General features: G+C 60.3%; 20 protein-coding genes and 1 other RNA gene. 2 read left to right on the top strand and 19 right to left on the bottom strand.

The genetic code is table 11. The features are described from left to right. Positions 1 to 410: 410 nt before the first annotated feature. The 7 genes from nagB to ssrA all read right to left on the bottom strand — a co-directional run bounded on the left by nagB (position 411) and on the right by ssrA (position 6267). Positions 411 to 1139: a glucosamine-6-phosphate deaminase gene (gene nagB, locus ACRX4W_RS03115; protein ID WP_055251013.1), complete on the bottom strand. Its 729-nt coding sequence runs from the start codon at positions 1137 to 1139 to the stop codon at positions 411 to 413. Between the two features lie 272 nt (positions 1140 to 1411). Then, positions 1412 to 1879, bottom strand: a complete 468-nt coding sequence (locus tag ACRX4W_RS03120) for a PTS sugar transporter subunit IIA (protein WP_306421699.1) — start codon at positions 1877 to 1879, stop codon at positions 1412 to 1414. Between the two features lie 101 nt (positions 1880 to 1980). Then, positions 1981 to 3318 (bottom strand): phosphoglucosamine mutase, encoded by a 1338-nt coding sequence (gene glmM / locus ACRX4W_RS03125; RefSeq protein WP_253056665.1) that lies wholly within the window; start codon positions 3316 to 3318, stop codon positions 1981 to 1983. Between the two features lie 123 nt (positions 3319 to 3441). Next, a complete protein-coding gene (rpsI, locus tag ACRX4W_RS03130) occupies positions 3442 to 3837 on the bottom strand; it encodes a 30S ribosomal protein S9 (protein ID WP_022094634.1) in 396 nt (131 codons plus the stop codon). 2 nt (positions 3838 to 3839) lie between these two features. After that, positions 3840 to 4283 carry a 50S ribosomal protein L13 gene (gene rplM, locus ACRX4W_RS03135; RefSeq protein WP_022094635.1) on the bottom strand — a complete coding sequence of 148 codons (444 nt, stop codon included), beginning with the start codon at positions 4281 to 4283 and terminating at the stop codon, positions 3840 to 3842. A gap of 157 nt (positions 4284 to 4440) precedes the next feature. Next, entirely contained in the window at positions 4441 to 5319 is an 879-nt protein-coding gene (locus ACRX4W_RS03140) for a patatin-like phospholipase family protein (protein WP_253056667.1), read from the bottom strand. 584 nt (positions 5320 to 5903) lie between these two features. Then, positions 5904 to 6267, bottom strand: a transfer-messenger RNA (tmRNA) gene (gene ssrA, locus ACRX4W_RS03145). Between the two features lie 239 nt (positions 6268 to 6506). Here ssrA and ACRX4W_RS03150 point away from each other — a divergent pair. Then, positions 6507 to 6941: a hypothetical protein gene (locus ACRX4W_RS03150; RefSeq protein WP_118267839.1), complete on the top strand. Its 435-nt coding sequence runs from the start codon at positions 6507 to 6509 to the stop codon at positions 6939 to 6941. Positions 6942 to 6999: 58 nt separating this feature from the next. Here ACRX4W_RS03150 and ACRX4W_RS03155 read toward each other — a convergent pair whose 3' ends face one another. The 6 genes from ACRX4W_RS03155 to ACRX4W_RS03180 all read right to left on the bottom strand — a co-directional run bounded on the left by ACRX4W_RS03155 (position 7000) and on the right by ACRX4W_RS03180 (position 14125). Continuing rightward, positions 7000 to 7491, bottom strand: coding sequence for a type II toxin-antitoxin system VapC family toxin (locus ACRX4W_RS03155; RefSeq protein WP_432299121.1), 492 nt, complete (start codon positions 7489 to 7491; stop codon positions 7000 to 7002). A 20-nt stretch (positions 7492 to 7511) separates the two neighbouring features. Further along, entirely contained in the window at positions 7512 to 7865 is a 354-nt protein-coding gene (locus ACRX4W_RS03160; RefSeq protein WP_158566564.1) for a hypothetical protein, read from the bottom strand. Positions 7866 to 8008: 143 nt separating this feature from the next. After that, entirely contained in the window at positions 8009 to 10024 is a 2016-nt protein-coding gene (locus tag ACRX4W_RS03165) for a heavy metal translocating P-type ATPase (RefSeq protein WP_432299123.1), read from the bottom strand. A 78-nt stretch (positions 10025 to 10102) separates the two neighbouring features. Next, a complete protein-coding gene (locus tag ACRX4W_RS03170; RefSeq protein ID WP_055250999.1) occupies positions 10103 to 10348 on the bottom strand; it encodes a DUF6110 family protein in 246 nt (81 codons plus the stop codon). A gap of 195 nt (positions 10349 to 10543) precedes the next feature. Continuing rightward, positions 10544 to 12301, bottom strand: coding sequence for an ABC transporter ATP-binding protein (locus ACRX4W_RS03175; RefSeq protein WP_432299125.1), 1758 nt, complete (start codon positions 12299 to 12301; stop codon positions 10544 to 10546). Beyond that, complete coding sequence (locus ACRX4W_RS03180) at positions 12302 to 14125, bottom strand: ABC transporter ATP-binding protein (RefSeq protein ID WP_199576421.1); 1824 nt, start codon at positions 14123 to 14125, stop codon at positions 12302 to 12304. Between the two features lie 114 nt (positions 14126 to 14239). Between ACRX4W_RS03180 and ACRX4W_RS03185 the strand changes: the two genes are divergently transcribed. Next, on the top strand, positions 14240 to 15244 hold the full coding sequence (locus tag ACRX4W_RS03185) for a helix-turn-helix domain-containing protein (RefSeq protein WP_117583344.1): 1005 nt from the start codon (positions 14240 to 14242) through the stop codon (positions 15242 to 15244). Between the two features lie 401 nt (positions 15245 to 15645). Here ACRX4W_RS03185 and gatB read toward each other — a convergent pair whose 3' ends face one another. The 6 genes from gatB to ACRX4W_RS03215 all read right to left on the bottom strand — a co-directional run bounded on the left by gatB (position 15646) and on the right by ACRX4W_RS03215 (position 22206). After that, a complete protein-coding gene (gene gatB / locus ACRX4W_RS03190; RefSeq protein WP_432299128.1) occupies positions 15646 to 17322 on the bottom strand; it encodes an Asp-tRNA(Asn)/Glu-tRNA(Gln) amidotransferase subunit GatB in 1677 nt (558 codons plus the stop codon). Continuing rightward, a complete protein-coding gene (gene gatA, locus ACRX4W_RS03195) occupies positions 17322 to 18836 on the bottom strand; it encodes an Asp-tRNA(Asn)/Glu-tRNA(Gln) amidotransferase subunit GatA (RefSeq protein ID WP_432299130.1) in 1515 nt (504 codons plus the stop codon). Before gatA ends, gatB begins: the two co-directional genes overlap by 1 nt. Beyond that, the gene (gatC, locus tag ACRX4W_RS03200) at positions 18836 to 19147 is read right to left on the bottom strand and encodes an Asp-tRNA(Asn)/Glu-tRNA(Gln) amidotransferase subunit GatC (RefSeq protein ID WP_055250987.1); all 312 of its coding nucleotides are present in this window, start codon (positions 19145 to 19147) and stop codon (positions 18836 to 18838) included. Before gatC ends, gatA begins: the two co-directional genes overlap by 1 nt. Positions 19148 to 19432: 285 nt before the next feature. Then, positions 19433 to 20350, bottom strand: coding sequence for a class C sortase (locus ACRX4W_RS03205; RefSeq protein WP_432299132.1), 918 nt, complete (start codon positions 20348 to 20350; stop codon positions 19433 to 19435). Positions 20351 to 20482: 132 nt separating this feature from the next. Continuing rightward, positions 20483 to 21256 carry a hypothetical protein gene (locus ACRX4W_RS03210; protein WP_118270459.1) on the bottom strand — a complete coding sequence of 258 codons (774 nt, stop codon included), beginning with the start codon at positions 21254 to 21256 and terminating at the stop codon, positions 20483 to 20485. Next, positions 21238 to 22206, bottom strand: coding sequence for a hypothetical protein (locus ACRX4W_RS03215; RefSeq protein WP_432299134.1), 969 nt, complete (start codon positions 22204 to 22206; stop codon positions 21238 to 21240). The genes ACRX4W_RS03210 and ACRX4W_RS03215 overlap by 19 nt, the downstream gene beginning before the upstream one ends. Positions 22207 to 23009 lie beyond the last annotated feature (803 nt).

The raw sequence follows: 23009 nt of genomic DNA on the forward strand, positions 1-23009 counted from the left end.
CAAGACCATACAAACCGCGCTATGTATAGAGCGACCTTGTGTTTTAGGTTGTCTTTTGGTACGCAAGCGGCAAGTTTTTGTACAGCGAGGGCCGATTGTTATTAATCCCCCGACTAATCGGTCTTTAAGCAGGTAAATGAGCTTGTCAGCTTGTCCCATCTAAGCGGCAGTGTAACGCAGATGAACAAGGTTCAGCTATGTCATTCAACTCGCCTAGCACCCGCTACCGTCTACGACCTTTTAGTGGCATTTTTGCATAGAATCTGGTATGGAATGAATCAAGCTGTTGGGCATCCGGCATTCGTCAAGCTTGCGACAAGATTTTGGTCAAGTGGACAGAAAGGGATAGCAAAAAGGCCCCCGCAAAGCGGAGGCCTTAGGCAAGGCTATGTCGAGATGCAGGATTCGTGCTACTCGCAGAGCGAAAGGGCGGCCTCGTCGGCAACGACAACGCAGTTGGTGTGCAGCTGCAGGATCGAAGCCGGGCACGCGGGCGTAACCGGGCCATAGCACATGTCATGCACGGCCTGAGCCTTGGCCTCGCCGTTGGCGACGACCAGGATCATGCGGGCATACATGATGGTCTGGGTACCCATGGTGTAGGCCTGACGGGGAACGTCGTCGATGCTGTCGAACAGGCGGCTGTTGGCCTGAATGGTGCTCTCGGTGAGGTCGACGCAGTGCGTGCCCTTGGAGAAGTGGTCATCGGGCTCGTTGAAGCCGATGTGGCCGTTGTTGCCAATGCCGAGCAGCTGCAGATCCGGGTAACCGGCGGCGGCGACGATCTTGTCGTACTCAGAGCAGGCAGCGGCGGCGTCGGGGTTGGAACCGTCGGGCACATGCGTGTTGTTCAGGTCGATGTTGATGTGATCGAAGAAGTTCTCACGCATAAAGTAGTGATAGCTCTGGGGATCGTCGTGCGAAAGGCCGCGATACTCGTCCAGGTTGTAGGTGCTGACCTCGGCAAAGTCGACGTCGCCCTTCTCGTACCAAGCAGCGAGCTGCTTGTAGGCACCGATCGGGGTGGAGCCGGTGGCAAGGCCCAGCACACAGTCGGGCTTGAGGATAACCTGCGCCGAGATGATATTGGCGGCCTTGCGGCTCATATCCTCGTAGTCTTTAGCTTTAATGATCTTCATTACGCGTCCTTTCTCGTACAAGAGAGGCAAGGCTCCCCTTACAAGCACTTGCCCGCGGCCCGCGTCGGCCGCAACCAACGTGTGCGGCCACCAGGGCGAGGTCGCGTAATGTATGTGTCTCGTGTCTAGCCGCGTCGAGGCCCCTGCCCGTCCACGGTGACCCGAAGCCTTTTAGCTTCGGACAAATCCCATCTTGCCACTGAGGGCGTCCTCTTTCAAGGGCGCCCTCCGTAAACGTGTTTGAATTGTAGGCTAATGGCCACGTGCACTTGCTAGCGCTCGCGAGCAACGATGAGCTGGTCCATCTCTTCGACATGCACGCCAACGGAGCCCTTGATACTCGAGAACTCAACGGAGTTGCACACCAAGATGGGAACCGTCACATCATAGCCCTCGGCAGCAATTGCCTCGCGATCGAACTCAATGAGCACATCGCCCTTATGGACGATGTCACCCACTTGCGCATGTACGGTAAAGTGCTTGCCCTCAAGCTGAACAGTGTCCAAACCAACGTGGATGAGCACGTCCAAGCCATCGACCGTGTTAAGCGCAACAGCGTGTCCCGTGGGAAAAATGGCCTCGACCTTGGCATCAGCCGGTGCAATCACACGCGTGCCGGTAGGCTGAATCGCCACGCCCTGGCCCAAAAGGCCGGTGGCAAATGTCTGGTCATTGACCTCGGACAACGGAATGACGTCGCCCGAGATGGGAGCATCCAGCGTAAGGACTCGACCACGCATACCAAAAGACCTTAGGACTTTAGTGAACATGCTCCCCCTCGGACATACCAATCGACCAAAATAGCCTTAACAGTTTACCACTTGGCACTCGTTTTTGACCATTAGGGAAGTTCGCGCTTGACAACCTCGACGATGTCGTCAACAACGCGCTGGGTCAGCTCGTGCGTCTCGGCCTCGGCCATAACGCGGACCAGCGGCTCGGTACCGCTCGGACGCACCAGAATGCGACCGCGGCCGTCAAGTTCCTTCTCGGCAGCAGCGACGGCATCCCAGATGGGCTGGCAATCGTCCAGACCAGCCTTGTTGTCGGAATGCACGTTGACGAGTACCTGCGGGTACTTCTTCATGATGCCGGCAAGATCGGTGAGGGTACGACCGGTGCGCTTGAGCACGGCCAGCAGCTGCAGAGCCGTCACCAGACCGTCACCGGTGGTGTTGTGCTCCAGGAAGATGATGTGGCCGGACTGCTCGCCGCCGATGACGGCGCCATCCGCGAGCATACGCTCCAGAACGTAGCGATCGCCCACGGCGGTCTGAACCATCTCGAAGCCCTGCTCCTTCATAGCGATGGAGAAGCCAAGGTTGCACATGACGGTCGAGACAATCTCGGAATTGGCGAGCTTCCCGCGGGCGGCGAGGTCAGAACCGCAGATAGCCAGGATGTAGTCACCGTCGATCTCATTGCCCTCACTGTCCACGAACAGTACGCGGTCGGCGTCGCCGTCGTGGGCCAGACCGATGTCAGCATGGGTGCGCAGCACGAGCTCGCGCAGAGGCTCGAGGTGCGTAGAGCCGCACTCGACATTGATGTCGGTGCCGCAGTAATCGGTGTTGATGGCATGGACCGTGGCACCCAGGCGCTGCAGCGCGGCGGGCGTAGTCTGGCAGGAAGCACCGTGACCGCAGTCGACGGCAACGACCAGGCCATCGAGCCTCAGGCCATCAAGCGTATCGATGGCGTGGTCGACGTATGCCTTGCGAGCGTCCTTCATCTTGATGATGTGGCCCACGCCGGCACCGGTCGGCAGCGTGTCGGCAGCCATGACTTCCTCGGACATGACCCAGGCGCTGATCTCTTCCTCGACCGCATCGGGAAGCTTCATACCCTTGCGGCTAAAGAATTTGATGCCGTTGAACTCCGGCGGATTATGCGAAGCAGAGATGACGATGCCGCCGTCGAGCTCGTTCTGGACGGTGAGCAGCGCCACGGCAGGCGTGGGGATGACGCCGCAGCAGTGCGGACGGCCGCCCTCGGCCATGATGCCGGCAGTCAGAGCGCTCTCGAGCATGGTACCCGAAAGACGCGTGTCGCGGCCGACGCAGATATCCGGACCAAGGAACTTGGTCGCCGCGCGGCCCAGGCGAAACGCGAGGTCGCACGAGAGGTCGGCATTGGCGACGCCACGGACGCCGTCGGTACCGAAGATGTTCTGGGGCATAGGATCGCTCCTTCCCTAGCAGGCGATATGCAACCGCCCACCCTAGTCGAAAAAGAAAAGCGGGACCCGCCGAGGAATCGGCAGGCCCCGCTTGTACATTGTATCTCGAAAGGAGATAAAACCTTAGCGCTTGGAGAACTGGGGAGCGCGGCGGGCCTTCTTGAGGCCGTACTTCTTGCGCTCGACCACGCGAGCATCGCGCGTAAGGAAACCGGCCTTCTTGAGGTCAGCACGGTAATCGCCAGCGTTCAGAAGAGCGCGAGCGATGCCCAGGCGCAGAGCGCCGGACTGACCGGAGATGCCGCCGCCATCGCACAGAGCGATAACGTCGAACTGACCGGCGGTGTCGGTCACCTTGAAGGGAGCAAGGGCGTTCTCAACGAGCTGATGACGGCCGAAATACTGCTCGGCATCACGCTTGTTGATGGTCACCTTGCCGGTGCCGGGGACGAGACGGACGCGGGCGACGGCGTTCTTACGACGGCCGGTACCCTGGTAGACAACGGTGTTCTCAGCCATCTTTAAGCCTCCAGCTCAATCTTCGTGGGGTTCTGGGCAGCATGCGGATGCTCGGCACCAGCGTAGACCTTAAGCTTGGTCATCTGGGCACGGCCGAGGGTGGTCTTGGGCAGCATACCGCGAACGGCGCGCTCGATGACCTTCTCCGGGTGCTTCTCCATAGCCTGGCGGAAGCTCTCAGCCTTGAGGCCGCCGTTGTAGCCGCTGTGGCGATAATAGGTCTTCGTGTCGGCCTTGTTACCGGTAAGCTGGACCTTATCGGCGTTGATGACGACAACGAAGTCGCCGCAGTCGCTGTTGGGCGTGAACTGGGGCTTGTTCTTACCGCGCAGGATCATTGCGATCTGGGTGGCAAGACGGCCCAGGACAGCACCATCGGCGTCGACGAGAACCCAGTTGCGCTGGACCTCGCCCTGCTTGGCGTAGTGAGTCGATTTCGAAATCACTTAGACTCCTCCATGTACAGTACGTGTTGTTACAGAGATTCACGGGGCTCTGCAAGTAACCCGTCCATATTACCCCGCTCGCCGTACGAGTCAACAGGTATTTTGGCTCCGACCAGAGTTTCTGCACATGTCATCCACGAGCCGTGACGTTGCAGCGCTAGCGCTCAACAAACTCCTGGATCTCCGCGAGTAAACGCTTTGCCTCCTGGCGACCCTGAATATACAGATCGAGCAGCTTTGCTGGATCGTGTTCGACATGGCCGACCTCGACCGGCTTTTGCGGAGCGATGACCAGCGCGCGGCCCTCGCGCTCATACTGCCACAGGTGCATGCGCTGGAGGTTATAGCGGTCGTGGCGCGTCTCGATAGCCTCGAGCAGGTAGGGGTAGTCGGCATAGCGGGCGCGCGCGGCAGGCATAAACTCGTAGGGCTTTTTCTCGTACGAGCGGTCCTGCGTGACAATGACAACCGCGCGATCGAAGCCCGCCTCCTCCAGCACGTGCTCGATGGGGACCGAATCGGCTACGCCGCCGTCGACGTATTTGTGCCCGTCGATCTCGACCGGCGGCGTCACCAGCGGCAACGAGGTCGAGGCACGCACGGCGTCGAGGTCGAGCACGGCGCTTTTGACCGGCAGGTACGCGGCGGTTCCAAAGAGCATGTCCGTCGCGACGGCGTACATCTCGATAGGGCTGGCGTCGAACGTCTCGTTATCAAAAGGATCCAGGCGGTCCTGGACGTCGTTGAAGATAAAGTCGTAACCCACGATGGAACCCGTGGACGCAAACGACGCGGCGCCCATGTAGCGGCTGTCGTTGCAGAAGGTCAAATTGACTCGGTTGGTGCGGCCGATCTGGTGCGACTTGTAGTTGACGCCGTTGAGCGCACCGGCCGAGACGCCGTACACCGCCGGAATTTCGACACCGGCCTCCATGAGGACGTCGAGCACGCCTGCGGTAAATTGCCCGCGGAAGCTGCCGCCCTCCAAAACGAGCGCGACCTTGCCGGCATTCTTTGCCTTATCTTCTGCAGTCATATTGACCTCCTGCGATTGCGTTTTGACTTTCTTCTACCCAGTTTTGGAATGGAGGGCGCGCAGGTTTTTCGAGGCGGCAGGTGAAGCGGAAAGCGCGTCCCAGTTTGAGGCGGGATTCCGGGATGCGCTTTCCGCTTGGACCGCCGTTGGGAAAGCGTGTCCCGTTCTGAGCGCAGATTCCGGGATGAACTTTCCGCTAGCCATTCATTTGGAAATTGCATCCCATTCCGAATGAGGATTCCGGGATGCGCTTTCCGCTTGAAACGTCATCCGGAAACCGCATCCCAGTCTGAGTCGGAATTCTGGGATGGATTTTCCGCCTTGGGCGACGTTGATGCGGGGCATGGCAGGCTGCAGTCCGATCGGCATCGCATCTGCATAGGGTTGAAGCTTTGCGCGGAGAATCCGCGTATTTGCTTCGCAAATACGCACCGGCTTCGGCCGCCTGCCGGCGTCCTCGCCCGCTCGCTACAAACGCTCCGCGTTTGTTTAACGCTCGCGCCCTGCACAGAGTTCGATTCTCCGCGGTATCTATAAGTAATAAAAAAGCAGGTAGGTGCGTTTACCTACCTGCTTGTAACTATTGGTGGAGGCGCGGAGAATCGAACTCCGGTCCACGAAAGCCCCCTGATTGGCATCTCCAAGCTCAGTCGCTGGTTTAGTCTCGGACGCTTTGCGCGCAGCGACACGCTCGCGGCATCCCAACCGGTTCGGTCTTAGCCCGCGCCATACCGATTACGTGCGCAGGAGCATTCCCCTAACATGACGTCGCGCCGGTGTCGGGGAAATCACCGGGTTGACGCGCCGCTATAAACTAAGCAGCGAGAGCCATAGGCTCAAAAGAAGAGTTGTTGTCAATTCAATTTGACGGTACCCCTGTTTAACGAGGCGAGGAGACCTCGGCTTGCTTCCTCTCTCAGAGCTATCGTGTCGAAACCAGTCGCCCCCGGATGTCGGGAAAGTCTGGATGGTATCGGGCCTGCAAACACCCGATAACCGTCGACTTTTCAAGGAACATACGGGGCGAGCCCCGCTCGTGGAGTGTTATCTTACCACGTTCTGAAAGCGGACAGCTGTTCTATGCACGAGCTGTGAAGACCCTAATGTGCACCACACTTCGCACTTTTGCCACCGAACGCGTCACGTATATTTTCGCCAAGCAAAATTGACCCGTCGAAAGGACCGTTATGGATACCAAGCAGCAACTCGTCAATGCCCTCGCAGGCCTGGGCTCAACCATTACCGAAGCTATGGATGTCATCGAAGGCTTTGTCCCCTGCGGACATCCCGCCCTCACGGTTTCGAACGCCCTTGTTGCGCTGGACGCTGACGATGATGCAGCACTCGCCCAGCAGCTTGAGACCGTCGAGGGCTTTATCGACCACGTGAGTGAGAACCGCGGCGTGGCCGCCTACCACGGCATCGAGGTCGAGCTCGCGGGTCCCAAAGCCGATCTGCTCGCAGCAATCCGCGAGGTAGGCGCCCTTATGCAGACCGCAGGCGTCAAGAACACCCAGGTCAACGAGTGGGTCTACCGCAGTCTGGCAGCACTCGACAGCTCCGACGAAAAGGCAGCCGAGCAGCTCGCAGAAAGTCCCGCCATCAAGGCCGAGCTTTTGTAAATAGCAGACGCGGGCCCCTTGGCGCATCGTCGTCCAAGGGGCCCGCGAACAGCTCGCGTCAACCGATAGCCGTGCCGCCGCGTTTGGCCAAAGCAAGAATCGGCATCATTTGACGAGGTGTCTTTGCTGCAAGATTGGCATGTTCGAGCAGTTTTCGATCGTTGGTCACCAAGTAATCAACCTGGGCGCGTTTGCATGCGGCGAGTACCAAGTTGTCCTCGTAATCGCGATGGAGCGCTAAGTATTTGTCGGCCAGCCAAAGGTCCGACGCATCTGCACCCACGGCCGTGGCGTTTTCGGTCATGTTCCGAACAAACGCCAGCGCCGCATCGCCAATCGCGCGGGCAGAAGCCTCGCCGAGCGCTCCCCCGCTGGCAAGAACGCTGCGCTTCAGTTCGTGCTGTACAACATACAGTACGTCCTTGGCGATATGCACCGGAAAGAACAGCAATGCCCCCGCCTCCGTCGTCTGCCCAATAAACGCGCGTGCGGCAAGCGACTCGGCATGGTCGGCGCAAAACGAATCAACCCATACGTTGGCATCCACCATTATTTTGAGGGGAGCCCCGCTCACAGGATCATCCCCTTTTGGCGATAGCGCTCGTCCATGGCTTCGGAATAGATTGTTTCCCAACCGCGATCGTCGGATACGGGCGACGTAGCGATGCCCAGGTCCGCGTAAAGCTGATCTGCCGCCGCCCATGATGCGGCGAACGGAGTATCGGGCGCGACGGTCTGCCGCCGGTCGTCGACGGCCGCAAGCACTTCCTCGCACTGCCCGCCACCCTGCGCGACCTTGGCCACCACCTTTTTGATGAGCTCGGGCAGTGACCCGCCCGAAAGCCGCAGCACCTCCTCGGCACGATTCTTGACCTGGCGATCTACGCGAACATTCACCTGCGCCATGCCGCTAACAGCACCCACGTCGATCCCGCTCCCTTCAATTGCTAGCCCTGCTAGCAACACTATATAGAGAAGCTAGCACATGGTCAAACGCAAAAGGCCTGCGCCCAGACGACACAAATGCCGTCTGGGCGCAGGCCAGATAACGTGGGCGAACACGTCTGCTAACGCAGGTAGGCCTTCGCGTTGCTCAGGCTGTAGGCGATCGTTGAGCCGTTGTGCAGCAGTGACGACGTCTGCGGAGTGATCATGCCGGTAATACCCAATGCCAACAGCGCCGAGTTGGTGAGCATCACCTTAGAGTAGGAGCTCGTCAGACGATCAATGAGGCCCTGACTCATGCGGCGCAGGCGCACGATTGCGGCCAGATCCGTATCGGTCAGGATGATATCGGCGACCTCCTTGGCGATGTCGCTTCCGCCACCCATGGCCAGGCCCACGTCGGCCAGGCCCAGCGCCGGTGAGTCGTTGACGCCGTCGCCCACCATGGCAACGTGGCGCCCCTCGCTCTTAATGCGCTCCACATACGCGTACTTGTCCTCGGGCAGCAGCTCGGCCTTAAACTCGTCGACACCCGCCTCGCGCGCGATGCGCTCGGCCGTGCGCTCGGAGTCACCCGTGAGCATGACCACGTGCTTGACGCCCAGCGCATGCAGGTCGGCAATGGCCTCGCGGACCCCGGCCTTGAGCGGATCTTCGATGCCGAGCACGCCGACGACCTTTCCATCGACCGCCAGATACAGCGGCGACAGGCCCTGCATCTGGGACTCAATGCGCTCCTTAATGTCGGAATCGAGCTGCGCGCTCTCGTCTTCAAACACAAAGTGTGCCGAGCCGATAATCGCGCGACGCCCCTCGATGGACGAAGCGATGCCGTGCGCCACGATGTACTCGACGGCGGCATGGCGCTCTCGGTGCTCGAGCCCGCGCTCGCGGGCGGCGTTGACCACGGCACGCGCCACAGGATGCGGGAAATGCTCCTCCAGGCAGGCAGAAAGGCGCAGGACCTCGTCCTCGCTCCAGCCGTCGGTCGTCAGCACACAAGCCAGGCGCGGCTGCGCCTCGGTGAGCGTGCCAGTCTTATCAAACACAATGGTGTCGGCCTTGGCAAACGACTCAAAGTACTTCGCGCCCTTGACCATGACGCCCATCTTGGCGGCATCGCTCATGGCGGTCATGACGGCGACGGAACCCGTGAGCTTGAGTGCGCACGAGTAGTCGACCATCAGCGCCGCCGAGGTCTTGATAAGGCTGCGCGTGGTGAGCGCAACCAGGCCCGCGAGCAGGAAGTTCCACGGGACGATCTTGTTGGCGAGGTCCTCCATATGCGACTGACCCTCGGATTTGAGCGAGTCGGCCGTCTGCACGAGCGAGACGATCGAGCGCAGTTTGGTCTGCGCCGTGTTGGCGCGCACGCGCACCAAGATGCTGCCGTCTTCCACGACGGTACCGGCGAACACGTCGTCGCCCACGCTGCGCTCAACGGCCAGCGGCTCGCCGGTCAGGGTCGCCTGGTTGACCATAGCGCTCCCCCGCTCGACGACACCGTCGATGCAAATGGACATGCCAGTGCGCACGGCGACCAGATCGCCGGGCTCGAGCTCGGTCGCAGCAACGCTTACCTCGGTGTCGCCGACAACCTTTTGCACCTTGTCGGGTACATCGAGCAGCGAGTTGATGAGCTCGTTTTCGCTCATGGCGCGGGTGTAGTCCTCGAGCAGCTCGCCCACGTTGAGCAGGAACATTGTCTGGCCCGCGGTGTCGACATCACGCTTGACGAACGAAATGCCGATGGCCGAAGCGTCGAGCACGGGAACGGTCAGGCGCGGCTGCGCCAGCTCATGAAGGGCAGCGCGCAAAAATGCCATGTAACCGGCCACGACAAACACCGCACGCAGAGGCGTCGGCAAGAACCAGCGGCGCGCGTAGTGGGCGCCGACGAGTGTCGCCAGGTCCATAACGAGTTTGTGCTTGCGCGGCTCAAGCTGCATCACATAGCCCGACTTGGCATCGGCGATAGCTTGAGCATCGAGTGCGCCCAAGGCGTCGAGCACGCTCGCGCGACGTGGCTCGTCGTATTCGAGCGCCATCTGGCCAATACGGCCATATACGCGCACCTTGTGCACGCCGTCGATATCGCCGCTGAGCTTAAGAAGTGCATCGAGATCGCTCTCTGGCACAGGACCCGCCAATTGAAGACGGGTCCTGCCGGGGATCTCGCTAATAATCGAGAATCTCATAGTTTGTGCCTGGGAGCGTTACTCGGCTGCCTCGTCAGCAGCGGCCTCGCTCTGGGTGATGTAAGCAGCCTCGGCAACCATGTCGTCGACATTAGCCTTGGCCTGCTCGACCATGTCCTGGTAGCCGTTCTTGATGCGCATGCCGCACGCGATACCCTGCACGCAGGCATTCTTTACCGGAGCGCTGGTAAGCAGCTTGATGCCGGCCGTGCCAAGCAGAAAACCGCCACCGACAAGCAGGGTATTGAACGTCGACTTCTTCATGTTGCTTCTCCCTTTTGCCGCATTGGACGCGGCATGGTGCTTCAGCACCCGAGTAAACAAGTTTGCTCGAGCACGCTTTTGAAATATCTCAATTTTATCTAACTATATAGGTCAGCCATGGCTAACCTTTTGAAAATTAACGATGCGGAGTAACCGATTGTCAATGTGAGAAAGGGACTGTCCCTTTGCCCCTTCTTACAACTGCCAGGTAGCTGCTTCCTTTTGCAGCGCCACCATGCGGGCGAATTCTCCACCTGCCGCCTTGAGCTGCGCCGGAGTGCCCTGCTCGGCAACCACACCATCCTTGAGTACAACGATTTTGTCGGCATTTTCCACCGTACGCATACGGTGGGCGATCACGATAACCGTCTTGCCTGCGAGCAGGCGGGAAAGCGCCTGCTGCACCACGGTCTCGTTCTCCACATCCAAGCTCGCCGTCGCCTCATCCAACAGCACGATAGGCGCGTCTTTGAGCAGCGCGCGGGCGATGGAAATGCGCTGGCGCTCTCCGCCGGACAGCCTGGAGCCGTTCTCGCCGATCATGGTGTCATAGCCCTGCGGCATGCGGCTCACAAACTCGTCGCAGTTGGCGGCACGCGCGGCAGCAAGCACTTCCTCATCGGTGGCATCGCGACGACCAAGACGGATGTTTCCCATCACCGTGTCGTCAAAGAGCAGAACGTCTTGGAACACAATGGCGTAGTCGCGCAGCAGCACCTCGGGATCGACGCTCGCAACATCCACGCCGCCCACGGTGACCGTGCCTTCGGTGGCGTCCCAAAAGCGCGCGGCCAGGCGGCTCACCGTGGACTTACCGGAGCCCGAAGGACCGACCAGTGCCGTGACCTCGCCTTCCTTGGCGGTAAAGCTCACATCGGTAAGAACTTTCTCGCCGGCGCGGCCGTCCTCGCCCGCACCATAGCCAAATGCCACGTGATCGAACACCACATCGTGGCCTACGGGCTCAAACTGCTCGCTGCCCCGCGCCACGGGCTCTTCCATGATGGAACGCATGCGCTTGGCCGACGACTCGGCGGCAAACAGCTCGGACATCAGCATCAGCGCCTGATCAAAGGGCGCATAGATGCGGCTCACCATAAGCAGGAAGGCAAACATCATCAAAAAGACGGCCTGGCCGGAGGCGACCATCGCAGCGCCCGTGACCAACGTGGTGGCAATCCCCAGGCGCAGGATGGCAAAGGCGGAGTTGACCAAAAGCCCATTGGCGAGCTCGCCCTTGGTGGTTTCGCGCTCCTCGGCATCGATCACGGCGTTGAGCCCCTCAAGATAATGAGCCTCCTGGTTGGTGGCACGGATCTCGCGCACGCAGTCGAGCGCCTCCTGGATCGCCTCGGTAACCTTGACCTTCTCGGCACGCACATGGTCGAACACCGGGGTCATGGGGCCGCGTGTCAGATACAGCACGGCAAAGGCCACGGGCACGCTCCAAAACGCCGCGATCGCCAGCTGCCAGCAAAAGAACAGCGACGCCACGAACACAATGGCGCTTGCGATGATGGCACCCCAAAGCTCTCCCAGCACGTGGCTGTAGGCGTGCTCCATGGCCTGGACGTCGCCCATGATGGTCTCGGTTAAATCGGCCAGATCACGACGGCCAAAAAACGACAGCGGCAGCTTGCGCAAGCGCTCGGCAATCTCCATACGCTGCTTGCCGCACTCCTCGTAAAAGATGCAGTAGGTGTAGTAATACTGCTGCCAGTTAGAGGCAAAGAGCAACACGAAAAAGACCAGGAGGCCGCCCACAATCGGCAGGGCATCCGGCAGGTCGGCACCGGTGGCGAGATGTTCGACAAAACCGGCCATGACCAGGAACAATAAGCCCATGCCGGCCATGGTAATGAGATTGGTGAGCGCGGTCCAGAAAATGCCGCGTTTTACGCCGGCGACGCCTTTATCGGATAGGAAATACTTCTTTTGGAATGAGGCGAACATTTAGGCCTCGCCTCCCTTCGTGACGGCGGCATCTGCGGCGGCAGTGATCTTCCAGCTCGCGGCCTGTTCGTATTCGGCCCACATCTTGGCATACAGACCCTCTTGGGACAGCAACTCGGCATGGGTGCCGGCCTCCTGCACGCTACCTTGATTGAGCACCACGATCTTGTCGGCCCCCACTACAGTCGAGAGTCGGTGCGCAATCATAATGACCGTGCGACCCGCCGCCAGCTTGCTAAAGGCGCGCTGGATGAGCGCCTCGTTCTCGGGGTCGGCAAACGCCGTGGCCTCATCGAGCACCACGATAGGCGCGTCTTTAAGGATCGCGCGGGCGAGTGCTACGCGCTGCACCTCGCCGCCCGAAAGATATGCCCCTCCAGCACCGAGCATGGTGTTAATACCCTGCGGGAGCTTGGCCACAATGTCGTCGCACTGAGCTGCGGAGAGGGCCGCACGCACTTCGTCGTCAGTGGCCGTGGGCTTGGAGGCACGCACGTTATCGGCAAGTGTTTGCCGGAACAGCTGGTTGGTCTGGAACACGAAGGCAACCTGGTCCATAAGCTCGTGCGGGTCCATGTCGCGAACGTCCACACCGCCTACGAGCACTCGACCCGAAGAAACATCCCAAAAACGCGGGATCAGGCTGGCGCAGGTTGACTTACCGCCGCCCGAGGGACCCACCAGGGCGAGGGTGCTACCCGCGGAAACGTTAAAGCTCACATGGCTAACGGCAGGTGCTTCGGCACCCTCGTACGTAAAGCTCACGTCCTCAAATCGCACGTCGCCGCCGGCAGGGTGCTTGGGTTGCGCGGGCACGGAGAGCCGCTTGGAATCCATGACGCTTCGAATTCGAGCCAGCGAATCGGCACTCATCTGAGAGGCCTCGCCCACAAACATGAGCTTGGTCATGGCCGTCGGTACCACGGCCGAAAATATCGCGTAAAACGTGAAGTTGGCCATAAAATGCGCGAAGTCCTTCTCGCCCGGCGCCAACAGCAACGCCACGGGCAACAGGAATGTCACAAGACCATTGAGCGCGGTAAGGTTGAGTACCTGCGGACCTCGGCAAAACGTGCCCGCATAGCTTTGTGCCATGTCGGCGTATTCGGCGATCGCGTCGTGGAACGCCTTAAAGGAATAGACCGTCTGCTGAAACACCTTGACCACGGGAATGCCGCGTACGTATTCGGTACCGGTCTTGTTCATCTTGACCAGCGCGCCCATGTAGGCCTTCATGAACTCGGCGCCCTTGCCGCTCATCATGGTGGCCATGGCGCCAAGCGAAACGGCGACCGAGATAAGGCATGCCGCGCCCAAGCGCCAATCGAGGGCGAAAAGCAGCACGAGCAGACCTGCGACCATGGCGGTGGCGCCGGCGATATCGGGTAGCATGTGCGCGAGCAGGGTCTCGGTGGAGGCGGCGCATCCGTCTACGATACGGCGCAGCTCACCGGTGGCGTGTGTGTCAAAGTAGCCAAGCGGCAGCTTAAGCAGGTGCTCGCTCGTAGTCTTGCGGATATTGGACGCGCAGCGAAACGCAGACAGGTGCGTGCACATGAGCCCCACGAAATAGACCACGATGCTTGCCAGCGCAAACCCCACGGCCCACCAGCCATACGTCGCGATGTCGCAGGCTTCGCTCCAGTTAGGTGCCACGGCGATCAGATCGCGCGCGACAAGCCAAATGCACACGTACGGGCCAAAGCTCAGCAGCTGCGAGAGCGCCGAGAGAGCCATGCCCAAATACGTTAGGAATTTGCGGTCGCCGGCATATGCAAGCAGCTCGCCGATACCGCCGCCTTCCCTTTTTGACCCCTTTGCCATGAGATTCCCTTCTAACGGCTTGAGAGTTAACCGTAATGAACTTATCATTGATGTGTTAGCCATGGCTCACAATCGAGCCAGGCGTGGACGTTTCTGCAAAGGAAAGGGACGCTTTTGCAAATACGGCGGGCAGCGACCGACATAACCGAGCTCTACGCACCGCAGTTTGAGCAGTTTGGCCTGGAGCTTACCGGCAAGGGCGCCGTCTTTACCGGCGAGGTGGCAAACGATCGGGCGCACGGACGCGCATGGATCATGCCTCTCTCCCCCGCCTGCATCGTTATGGAGCATTTCATTACCCCGATGCACGATATGTACCTGGCCGAATACACACCCGAACCGTACGCCTGCGTGAGCGAGGTCAGCGCGCCCACACTTATATGCATGCCCGAGGCTGGCATAACGCCTGCGAACCTTAAACCCTTGCATGGACCGTGGCCGAACAGCGCGGTGTGCAGCTTTATCCAAGATAGCTGCGGCGAGGAACTAAGTCCGCTGTTTGCAGGGCAGCTTTATCACTCGCGCTCGGTGCTCTTTTTGCCCGGGTATTTTGACGAGCTGGAGCATCGGTATCCCACTGAGTTCGCGGGAGTCTTTGAGGCGTTTGCCGAGTCGTGGCACGAGGAGGCGACGTCTGCCATCTGCCACACGCTGCGCCGGATTAACGAGGACCGCGCCCGCACCGTAGGCGGACACGTCTATATGCAAGGCATCGTGGAGACCATGGTCGCGGAGCTCGCCTGTTCGCGCGCGGCCCACAAGCAGGCGCGGCGGGCGGCAGACACACGCGCCAGCATAACCATTGCCGAAGAAGCAACGGCAATGATTGAGCGCGCGCTCGACAAAGGCAGACGTGTGGGTATCAACGAGGTAGCCGAGAGGCTCTACACAAGCCGCTCCAAGCTATGCGCCACCTTTAAGGCCCAAACCGGCGAGTCCCTGGGTGCCTACATTCGCAGACGCCGTATGGAGCGAGCACAGGACCTTTTGGCCGATAGCTCGCTCACGATAGCGCAGGTCGCAGAGCGTCTAGGCTACCCTCAGCAGGCCGCCTTCGCCCAAGCCTTCAAGCAACACACCGGCACCACCCCCACCGCCTGGCGTTCCCAGCATCAATAAAGAGACGGCAGAGGGCCAGTGTGACAAAGGGAAAGTCCCTTTGTCACATCTACAAAAATGGGTGCGCCGACGGCGCACCCATTCACCAAATTCCATTCAGCCCACCTGACCCGAAAGGCCGAGTCGCCACGAAACCCGGGGGCCCCGGCAGGGCGGGTGCTTCCTCAAAATGAGTTCCCTCCAAAACAATGGGCGCGCCAACGGCGCGCCCATTCACTCTATTCCATTCAGCCCCGCCTGACCCGAACGGCCGAGTCGTTACGGAACCGAGGGGCCGGGCGCAGGGCCTTGCCTCTCAATGAGTTCCGCACGAACAGGAGGCGCCAGTGGCGCCTCCGTCGTGAGTCAGGACTGTCCGAAATTGAGAGGCAAGGCCCTGCGCCTGGCCCCTTGGTTCCCGTCTACGAGAGCGACGTTCTCAGCAACTCGTTGAAGAGCTTCGGGTTGCCCTTGCCGCGGCTTGCCTTCATGCACTGGCCCACCAAAAAGCCGATGACCTTCTGGTTGCCGTCACGATACTGCTGCGCCTGATCGGCACAGTTCGCCAGCACCTCGTCCACGATCGGCTGCAGCGCGCCGGTATCGCTCACCTGACGCATGCCGCGCTCGTCGACGATCTTGTTGGGATCGTCGCCGGTCTGGGCCATGGCCTCAAAGACCTCGTGCGCCTGGTTGGAGCTGATTGCATCAGTCGCCAGCAGTTTGGCAAGAGCTGTCACCTGAGCCGGCGCGATGCCGGACTCGGCGAGCGACACACCCGCTCCCTTAAGGTAGGCGATCATCTCGTTGACCAGCAGGTTTGCGACCGTCTGGGCCTCCTTGCCAGCCATACCGGCAGCGGCGGCCTCAAAGAACTCGGCAAACTCCGGGTCGCCGGCAATCTGCTCGGCGTCGGCCGTCTTAATGCCAAAGTCGGCCTCAAAACGAGCGCGCTTGGCATCGGGCAGCTCGGGGATCTCGCCACGGCAACGATCGATAAACTCGTCGTCCAGGTCGAACGGCGCCAGGTCGGGATCGGGGAACAGGCGATAGTCGTCGGCCGTCTCCTTCACACGCATGACCACGGTGCGCTTGCGGCTGGGCTCCCAGTGGCGGGTCTCCTGGTAGATAATGCCGCCCTCCTCGAGTACCTCTGCCTGGCGGCAGATCTCGTAGGCAAGGCCGTCATGCAGGCTCTTAAACGAGTTGAGGTTCTTGAGCTCGGTCTTGCTGCCCAGCTTGGTCTCGCCGCGGCGGCGCAGCGACACGTTGCCGTCGCAGCGCATGGAACCCTTCTCCATGGAGCAGTCGGAAATGCCAAGCGTCACAAAGATGCGACGGAGCTTCTCCATAAACAGGCGAGCCTCCTCGGGCGTACGCAAGTCGGGCTCAGTTACAAGCTCGATGAGCGGCGTGCCGCAGCGGTTGTAGTCGACGAGCGACTCGGCCGCGGCGGTAATGCGGCCCTCGGCGCCGCCCACGTGCACCATCTTGGCGGCGTCCTCCTCCATGTGGATGCGCAGGATGCGAATGGGCACCGTGTAGGAACCGTCCTCGCGGCGCTCGGGCATCTGCAGGTTGGACGCATCGTAGCTGGCCAGGTGACCGGCGCGCTGATTGCCCTCGCGCATGGTCGATGTCATGGACGTGGACAGGCCCTCGGCGTTGGCCGAAGCGCTCGCCAGACTCTGGGCCTCGGCCTCGCCAAACGCGCAATCGGGGCGCTCGGCGGCACCGCGACCGGTCACATCCAGATCGAGGTGACCGTACATGGCAAAGGCGACCGGACCCTGCGTAGTCTGGAAGTTCTTGGCCATATCGGGATAGAAGTAGTGCTTGCGGTAGAACATCGAGTGGCGCTGGATCTCGCAGTTGGTGGCGAGACCGGCCTTGACGATGCTCTCGATGGCGCGCTTGTTGGGCACCGGCAGCGCACCGGGCAGGCCCAGGCACACCGGGCACACGTTGGCGTTGGGCTCGTCATCGTGGCTAAGCTTGCAGTTGCAGAACATCTTGGTATCGAGTGCGGTGAGCTCGGTATGGATCTCCAGGCCGATCACGGCCTCCCAATCCTGCAGGACCTCGGAAAGCTCCTTCATTACAGCTCGCCTCCCTTCCCGGCAAAATCGGGCGCGACGGAAAGCGCGGGCGCACCCGTGGCGGCATCGGCAAAGCCGCGCTCAAGGGCGCGGGCAAACGTGAGCAGCTGACGGTCCTTAAAGGCCGGGCCAACCAGCTGGGCAGAAACGGGCAGCTTGCTGTCCTCGCCCAGGCCCAGAGGCACCGAGATACCGCCGTTGCCGCAAATGTTGAGCGAGATGGTGTACAGGTCGGAGAGGTACATCTGCGTGGGGTCGCTGATCTCGCCAAACTTAAAGGCCGTGCGCGGCGAGGCGGGCATGAGGATGGTGTCCACCTTGGCATACGCGGCATCGTAGTCCCGCGTGATGAGCGTGCGGGCCTTTTGCGCAGCGTAGTAGTACTTGTCGTACACGCCCGAGCTCAGCAGGTAGGCGCCGAGCATCTGACGGCGCTTGGCCTCGGCGCCAAAACCGTGGGCACGCGAAAGCGAGCTCTGGTCGGACATGTTGGCGCAGCCCTCCTCCTGATAGCCGTAGCGAATGCCGTCGAAACGTGCCAGGTTGGAGAACGCCTCGGCCGGGCCGATGACGTAGTAGGCGGCGATGGCGGCATCCAGGTGCGGCAGGTCGACCTCCACGAGCTCGGCACCCTGGTTCTGCAGCTCCTGGGCGGCGCGCTGAACGGCGGCCTTGACCTCGGGCGTCAGGCCCTCGGCCTCCATAAACGCGGGGATGATGCCCACGCGCTTGCCCTCGATGCTGTCGTTGAGGTGCTCGGTAAAGTCGACGGCACAGTCCTGGCTGGTGCAGTCATACGGATCGTGGCCCGCACCGGTAAGCGCGTTCATGGCCAGCGCGACATCCTCGACCGTGCGGCCAAAGGGGCCCACCTGGTCGAGCGACGAGCCAAAGGCAACCACGCCGTAGCGGCTCACGGCGCCATACGTGGGCTTAAAGCCCACCACGCCGCACAGCGACGCCGGCTGGCGAATGGAGCCGCCGGTATCCGAGCCCAGCGAGAGCGCGACCTCGCCCGCGGCGACGGCGGCAGCGGAGCCGCCCGAAGAGCCGCCGGGCACGCGCTCGGTATCCCAAGGGTTGTTGGTGCGGTGGAAGGCCGAGCTCTCGGTGGAGCTGCCAAAGGCAAACTCGTCCATATTGGCCTTGCCCATGGGCAGGCAGCCGGCATCGAGCATGCGCTGGACGCAGGTGGCGGTGTAGACGCTCTGGTAGTTCTCGAGCATACGGGAAGCGCAGGTGGTGCGCGTACCCACGAGATTCATGTTGTCCTTGATGGCCAGCGGCACGCCCGCGAGCGGGGGCAGCGGCTTGCCTGCGGCACGGTCGGCATCCACGCGCGCAGCAGCCTCGAGCGCAAGCTCGGGCGCCACCTGCAGGAATGCCTGGACCCCGCCCTCGCGCGCCTCGATGGCCTCGAGCGAGGCCCGCGCGACCTCGGTAGCGGTAAAGTCGCCGGCGGCAACGCCCGCGGCGATCTGGGCGGCGGTAAGGGAATCGAAGCTTAGCGCCATTACTCGCTCTCCCCCTCTCCCAAAATGGACGGCACGCGGAAGTAGCGATCGCGCGCGCTTCCGGCGTTTTCCAGCGCGACGTCGAGCGGCAGGTCGCGCTCGGGCTCGCGCAGGTCGTCGCCCATCACGTTGGACAGGCTTCCGATAGGATGGAACGTAGGCTCCACGTCGGGTAAGTCATATTGCAGGACGGGCTCGAGCATCTGGACGGCGTCGTTCATGTAGGACGTCATCTGGGTGAGCTCGTCATCGGTCAGTGCGATCTTTGCGTACTCGGCGATGCCGCGCACGTCTTTCTCGCTGAGTGCCATAGGCGCTCCCTTCCGCATAACAGTTAAACCGCTCTAGTATACAAGGCAACGCCGGCTTGGAGCAGGCGCTTTACCCAAATGCAGCGAAAACGTAACGAGGGCGGCAGGTTGGCAGGCAACGGGCCGGCGGTTCTGTAACGAAAACCGTACCGCCCGCAACGAAAACCATCACAACATTCGACGCTTTTCGCCAAAATCGAGATTTTCATCGAATGTTGTGATGGTTTGAAAGCCACGAGCACCACAAAAGTGCCTGTCCCCTTTGTGGTGGTTCTGAAGAATGCCTTATGCCGAGGCCTTGGTCTTGCGGCGCTTGCGGACCGCGTGGATCACGATATCCAGCAGCAACAGCACAATGGCTACGACCACGATTAGCACGGCAAACTCGCGCTTGCCCCAGTGGCGGCCGGCCAGCGACTTTTGCTTGTCGACGTCCTTCTTGTTGTACTTGGTGCGCACGCAATGCACCAGCAGGCGATGGTCATTCACGCCGTAAGGGGTGCAGGTGACGAGCGTCACCTTGTCGGCGCCGGGCTCGATGGTCAGTGACTCCATCTCCTCGGGCAGCACCACCTCGGAGTCCACCATCTTGTAGGCGAGCGTCTTGTTCATGGTGTGCAGCAGCACCAGGTCGCCGGGCTTCAGCGAATGGATGTCGTCGAACATGCTCAGGTTGCGCATGCCCGAGTGCGCGGTGAGCACGCAATGCGTCGAGGTGCCGCCCACCGGCAGGCTCGTGCCCTCCAGGTGGCCGACGCCCGCCATAAGGACTTCTTCGCTCGTGCCGTGGTAGATGGGCATGCTCACGTCGATGGAAGGGATCTCGACCCAGCTCATCATGGGGTCGCGGTCAAAGATGAGCTGCTGAGCGTAGGGCTCGATCTGGTCGGCCGGAAGCTCGGTGGCCTCGCCGGCAAGCTGCTCGTTATAGGAGCGCGCTTGGAGCAAGATGCGTTCGCGCTCCTCGGCAGACAGCGCGTCCACGGTGCTGGACACGGTGCTGATCTGGTTGAACACGCCCGAGGCCTCGAGCCGGTCCAAGATCCACGGCCAGGTCATAAGGCCCACGCCGATAAGGATGATGACGATGGTGATGAGCCGGTCGGCCCAGCGCGGCAGTCGCTTGCGGCGGCGCTTGGGCTTTGGTTGAGATTTGGGCTGAGGGCTTGAGCCGCCGTTGTCCGCGGCGTTATTGCTCTTCATATGTTTGGCGCCCTGCACCATCGCCGGTCACTCCTTTACAGCTCAGGTTGTCTAAACAAATAATAGCCGATTAGCGAGCTCATGCGCCGGACAACGCAGCTAGGCTGCACCGTTCGGGCCACGTAACCCCACTCAACCAATCAAGCCATATGTTGCTTTCATCGTCTCGAGCAACTGCGCCATCGTTACGCCCGCAACCCCGATCTGTTTCAGATTGACGTCGCCCACCTCGCAATCTTTAACAAACGCAAGCATATCGTCCTTCAGTTCTTCGCCCAGGTCGACACCTTCCGACTCGCCAAGCAGCTGAGCAAGCCTCAGCGCATCGCGTTTATGCTTTTTTACCTTCTTCGAATCAACGTTCTCCCCCGCTTCCCTTCTGGCTTTTAGGTCGAGATACGCCTTCGCTTTGAACGGGACAATGTATTCCGTACCCAGGACCGAAACGCCGTCTACGGTCCGAATTCCCTGAAGGAACAAGCTGTAGTAAGCATCGTCCAACAAAATTGCCGAAAGACTGCTTATGTTTTCATCAACGTGAATTGGCGCCACATCAATCCCCTCACGACCCTTTAGAAAGTCGGGGCACTTCGCGAAGAGTTCGATCATATGGGGGTAACCCGGCCTCTTAGGCTCTGTAAACCGATAAAAACATGAGCCTTTGCCTTCGCCCCAGCCGCAGCGGTAACCGCCATCACGCACCAAAGTCCATATAGCTTCTGCCGTCTGAGGCAACCGGTCATCGGCGACAATTACCACATCAAAATCGTGAGTCGCCCTGAATGAAAGCCCCGCCTCCGCGAGCAAAATGTCGCATGCCGTGCCGCCGATAAGGGCATACGATCCTTCAGCTTCTTGCATATGCTGCTGAAATTCTTGGAGACCTTCTACAGCGCTTCTTGCCATGGATATTCCTTTCCAAACATGCGATCGACTTCGAGCTGAATTCGCTCATCGTCGATTGCCGCCAAAGATAGCGCAAGCGAAATGTTGTCGACACGGGAGGAGTCGGCAAACACGGGTGCATAGCGCCACACTTGGATCATCGCCGTCTCGTTATCCGGCAACTCCCCGTCTGCGACTTCGAGATCGCTCAGTTGACGCCATGCACTTCTTAAGACGGCCTTTTGTTCCATGCCCGGCGCAGCGAGCATCGAACGCGCAGCGAGCGCCGTCTCCCCGGCGTCAACAAGATAGTCGATCTGCGGCGTCTTCCTTGCAAAAAAGACCTTCGAGACAGGCGAGGAGAGCTCTGCCATGTGCTCACTGAGCAGAAGATCAACGGCAACAGGGAACACGACGACACGTCGCTTGCGACGCTCGCGCCTCGCGAGCCCCCTGTCAACAAGCTCGGTTATGGCCTCACTCGCGCGGCTTGCCGAGATCCCAAGCGCACGACAAAGGTCGTAGGGACGATATGGCTCCTGGGCTGCTCCCCAGATTGCGGCAGCCTGCGCGTTGGGTGACATCTTGGTCGCGTGATTGCGAAACCGGGCACCGCCCCTCTCCGTGCAGGCTGTGCCCATAAATGGAAGAAAAGCCTGTCTGCCTGGGCAGACAAACGGAATCCCTTGTGCGACCAATGCTTTGCGCTGACGTGCATCGGCATCAGGAAACGAAACGACAACAGGAGTCTCCGCGCGCAAGGCTAGCTGACTATAGACTCTCTTAGCCTCGGGAAGCCCGACGCCAGTAGGCAAGCTTGCAAGCAAAAACGAAAAACCGCTTGCGTCAACAGCGCAGACTTCAATCGCCCGCAGATGCAGCGGCAAGCGTGCGGATCCAGGCCAAGTTTTGGTCTTGGCGGAGAGGCCTAGTGCTTCTTTTAAGTAGATTAGCGCTTCGTTCATTTCCATCGTTTTCGTTTGATTCCAGTTTATATTGGAATTATACATAATTTTCGGAATTAAAGAGATTTCGTTCGCGCCTAAGCCAGCATTTGAGTTTTCAAAATGTCTCGGATCGGCGGGGCAATTCGGGATACAATATCAATAGAAAACGACGCACCCCGCGTAAATGTTTGGGAGCGCGGGCGGCCTAGTTTTCAGCTTTTGTTAAATGCCCGGGCTCCGAACCCCGGGCATTCTTATTTGCGCTTGTTGCAGCGCAAATGCCTTCTACCGTCCGCACCGCGCGTGCGCCTACGGACCTTAAACCGAACCTCATACGAGTCAAGAAACGCGATGACGAACGAGCCCACCGCCGCGAGGGCGGCGAGCGCGTTAAGGAATTTCAGCATTTGGGGACCTCCGATCGAGTCGTCGGCCGCCCGCGCACGGGATGCGTCGCAAGGATATTTTATTGCGAGTGTATGCACCTACGCCTGGTTAACGCGATTTTGACAAACATTTGTTCGATAGTTACACACACGGTTCCTCGCCCAGTGGAGCCTGGCCGCATTGTCCGGGTTTGCCCGACGTGTTTGAGTTTTCAAAATGTCCCGAATCGGCGGGGAGATTCGGGATACAATAACTACAGGAAACGACGCACCCCGCGTAAGTGATCGAAAGCGCGGGCGACCAGTTTCCGGTGTTGTTAATTGCCCGGGCCTCTAACCCCGGGCATTCTTATTTGCGCTTGTGGCGCAAATGCCTTCTACCGTCCGCACCGCGCGTGCGCCTACGGACCTTAAACCGAACCTCATACGAGTCAAGAAACG

It is taken from the genome of Collinsella aerofaciens, from assembly GCF_964283865.1.
Classification (GTDB): domain Bacteria; phylum Actinomycetota; class Coriobacteriia; order Coriobacteriales; family Coriobacteriaceae; genus Collinsella.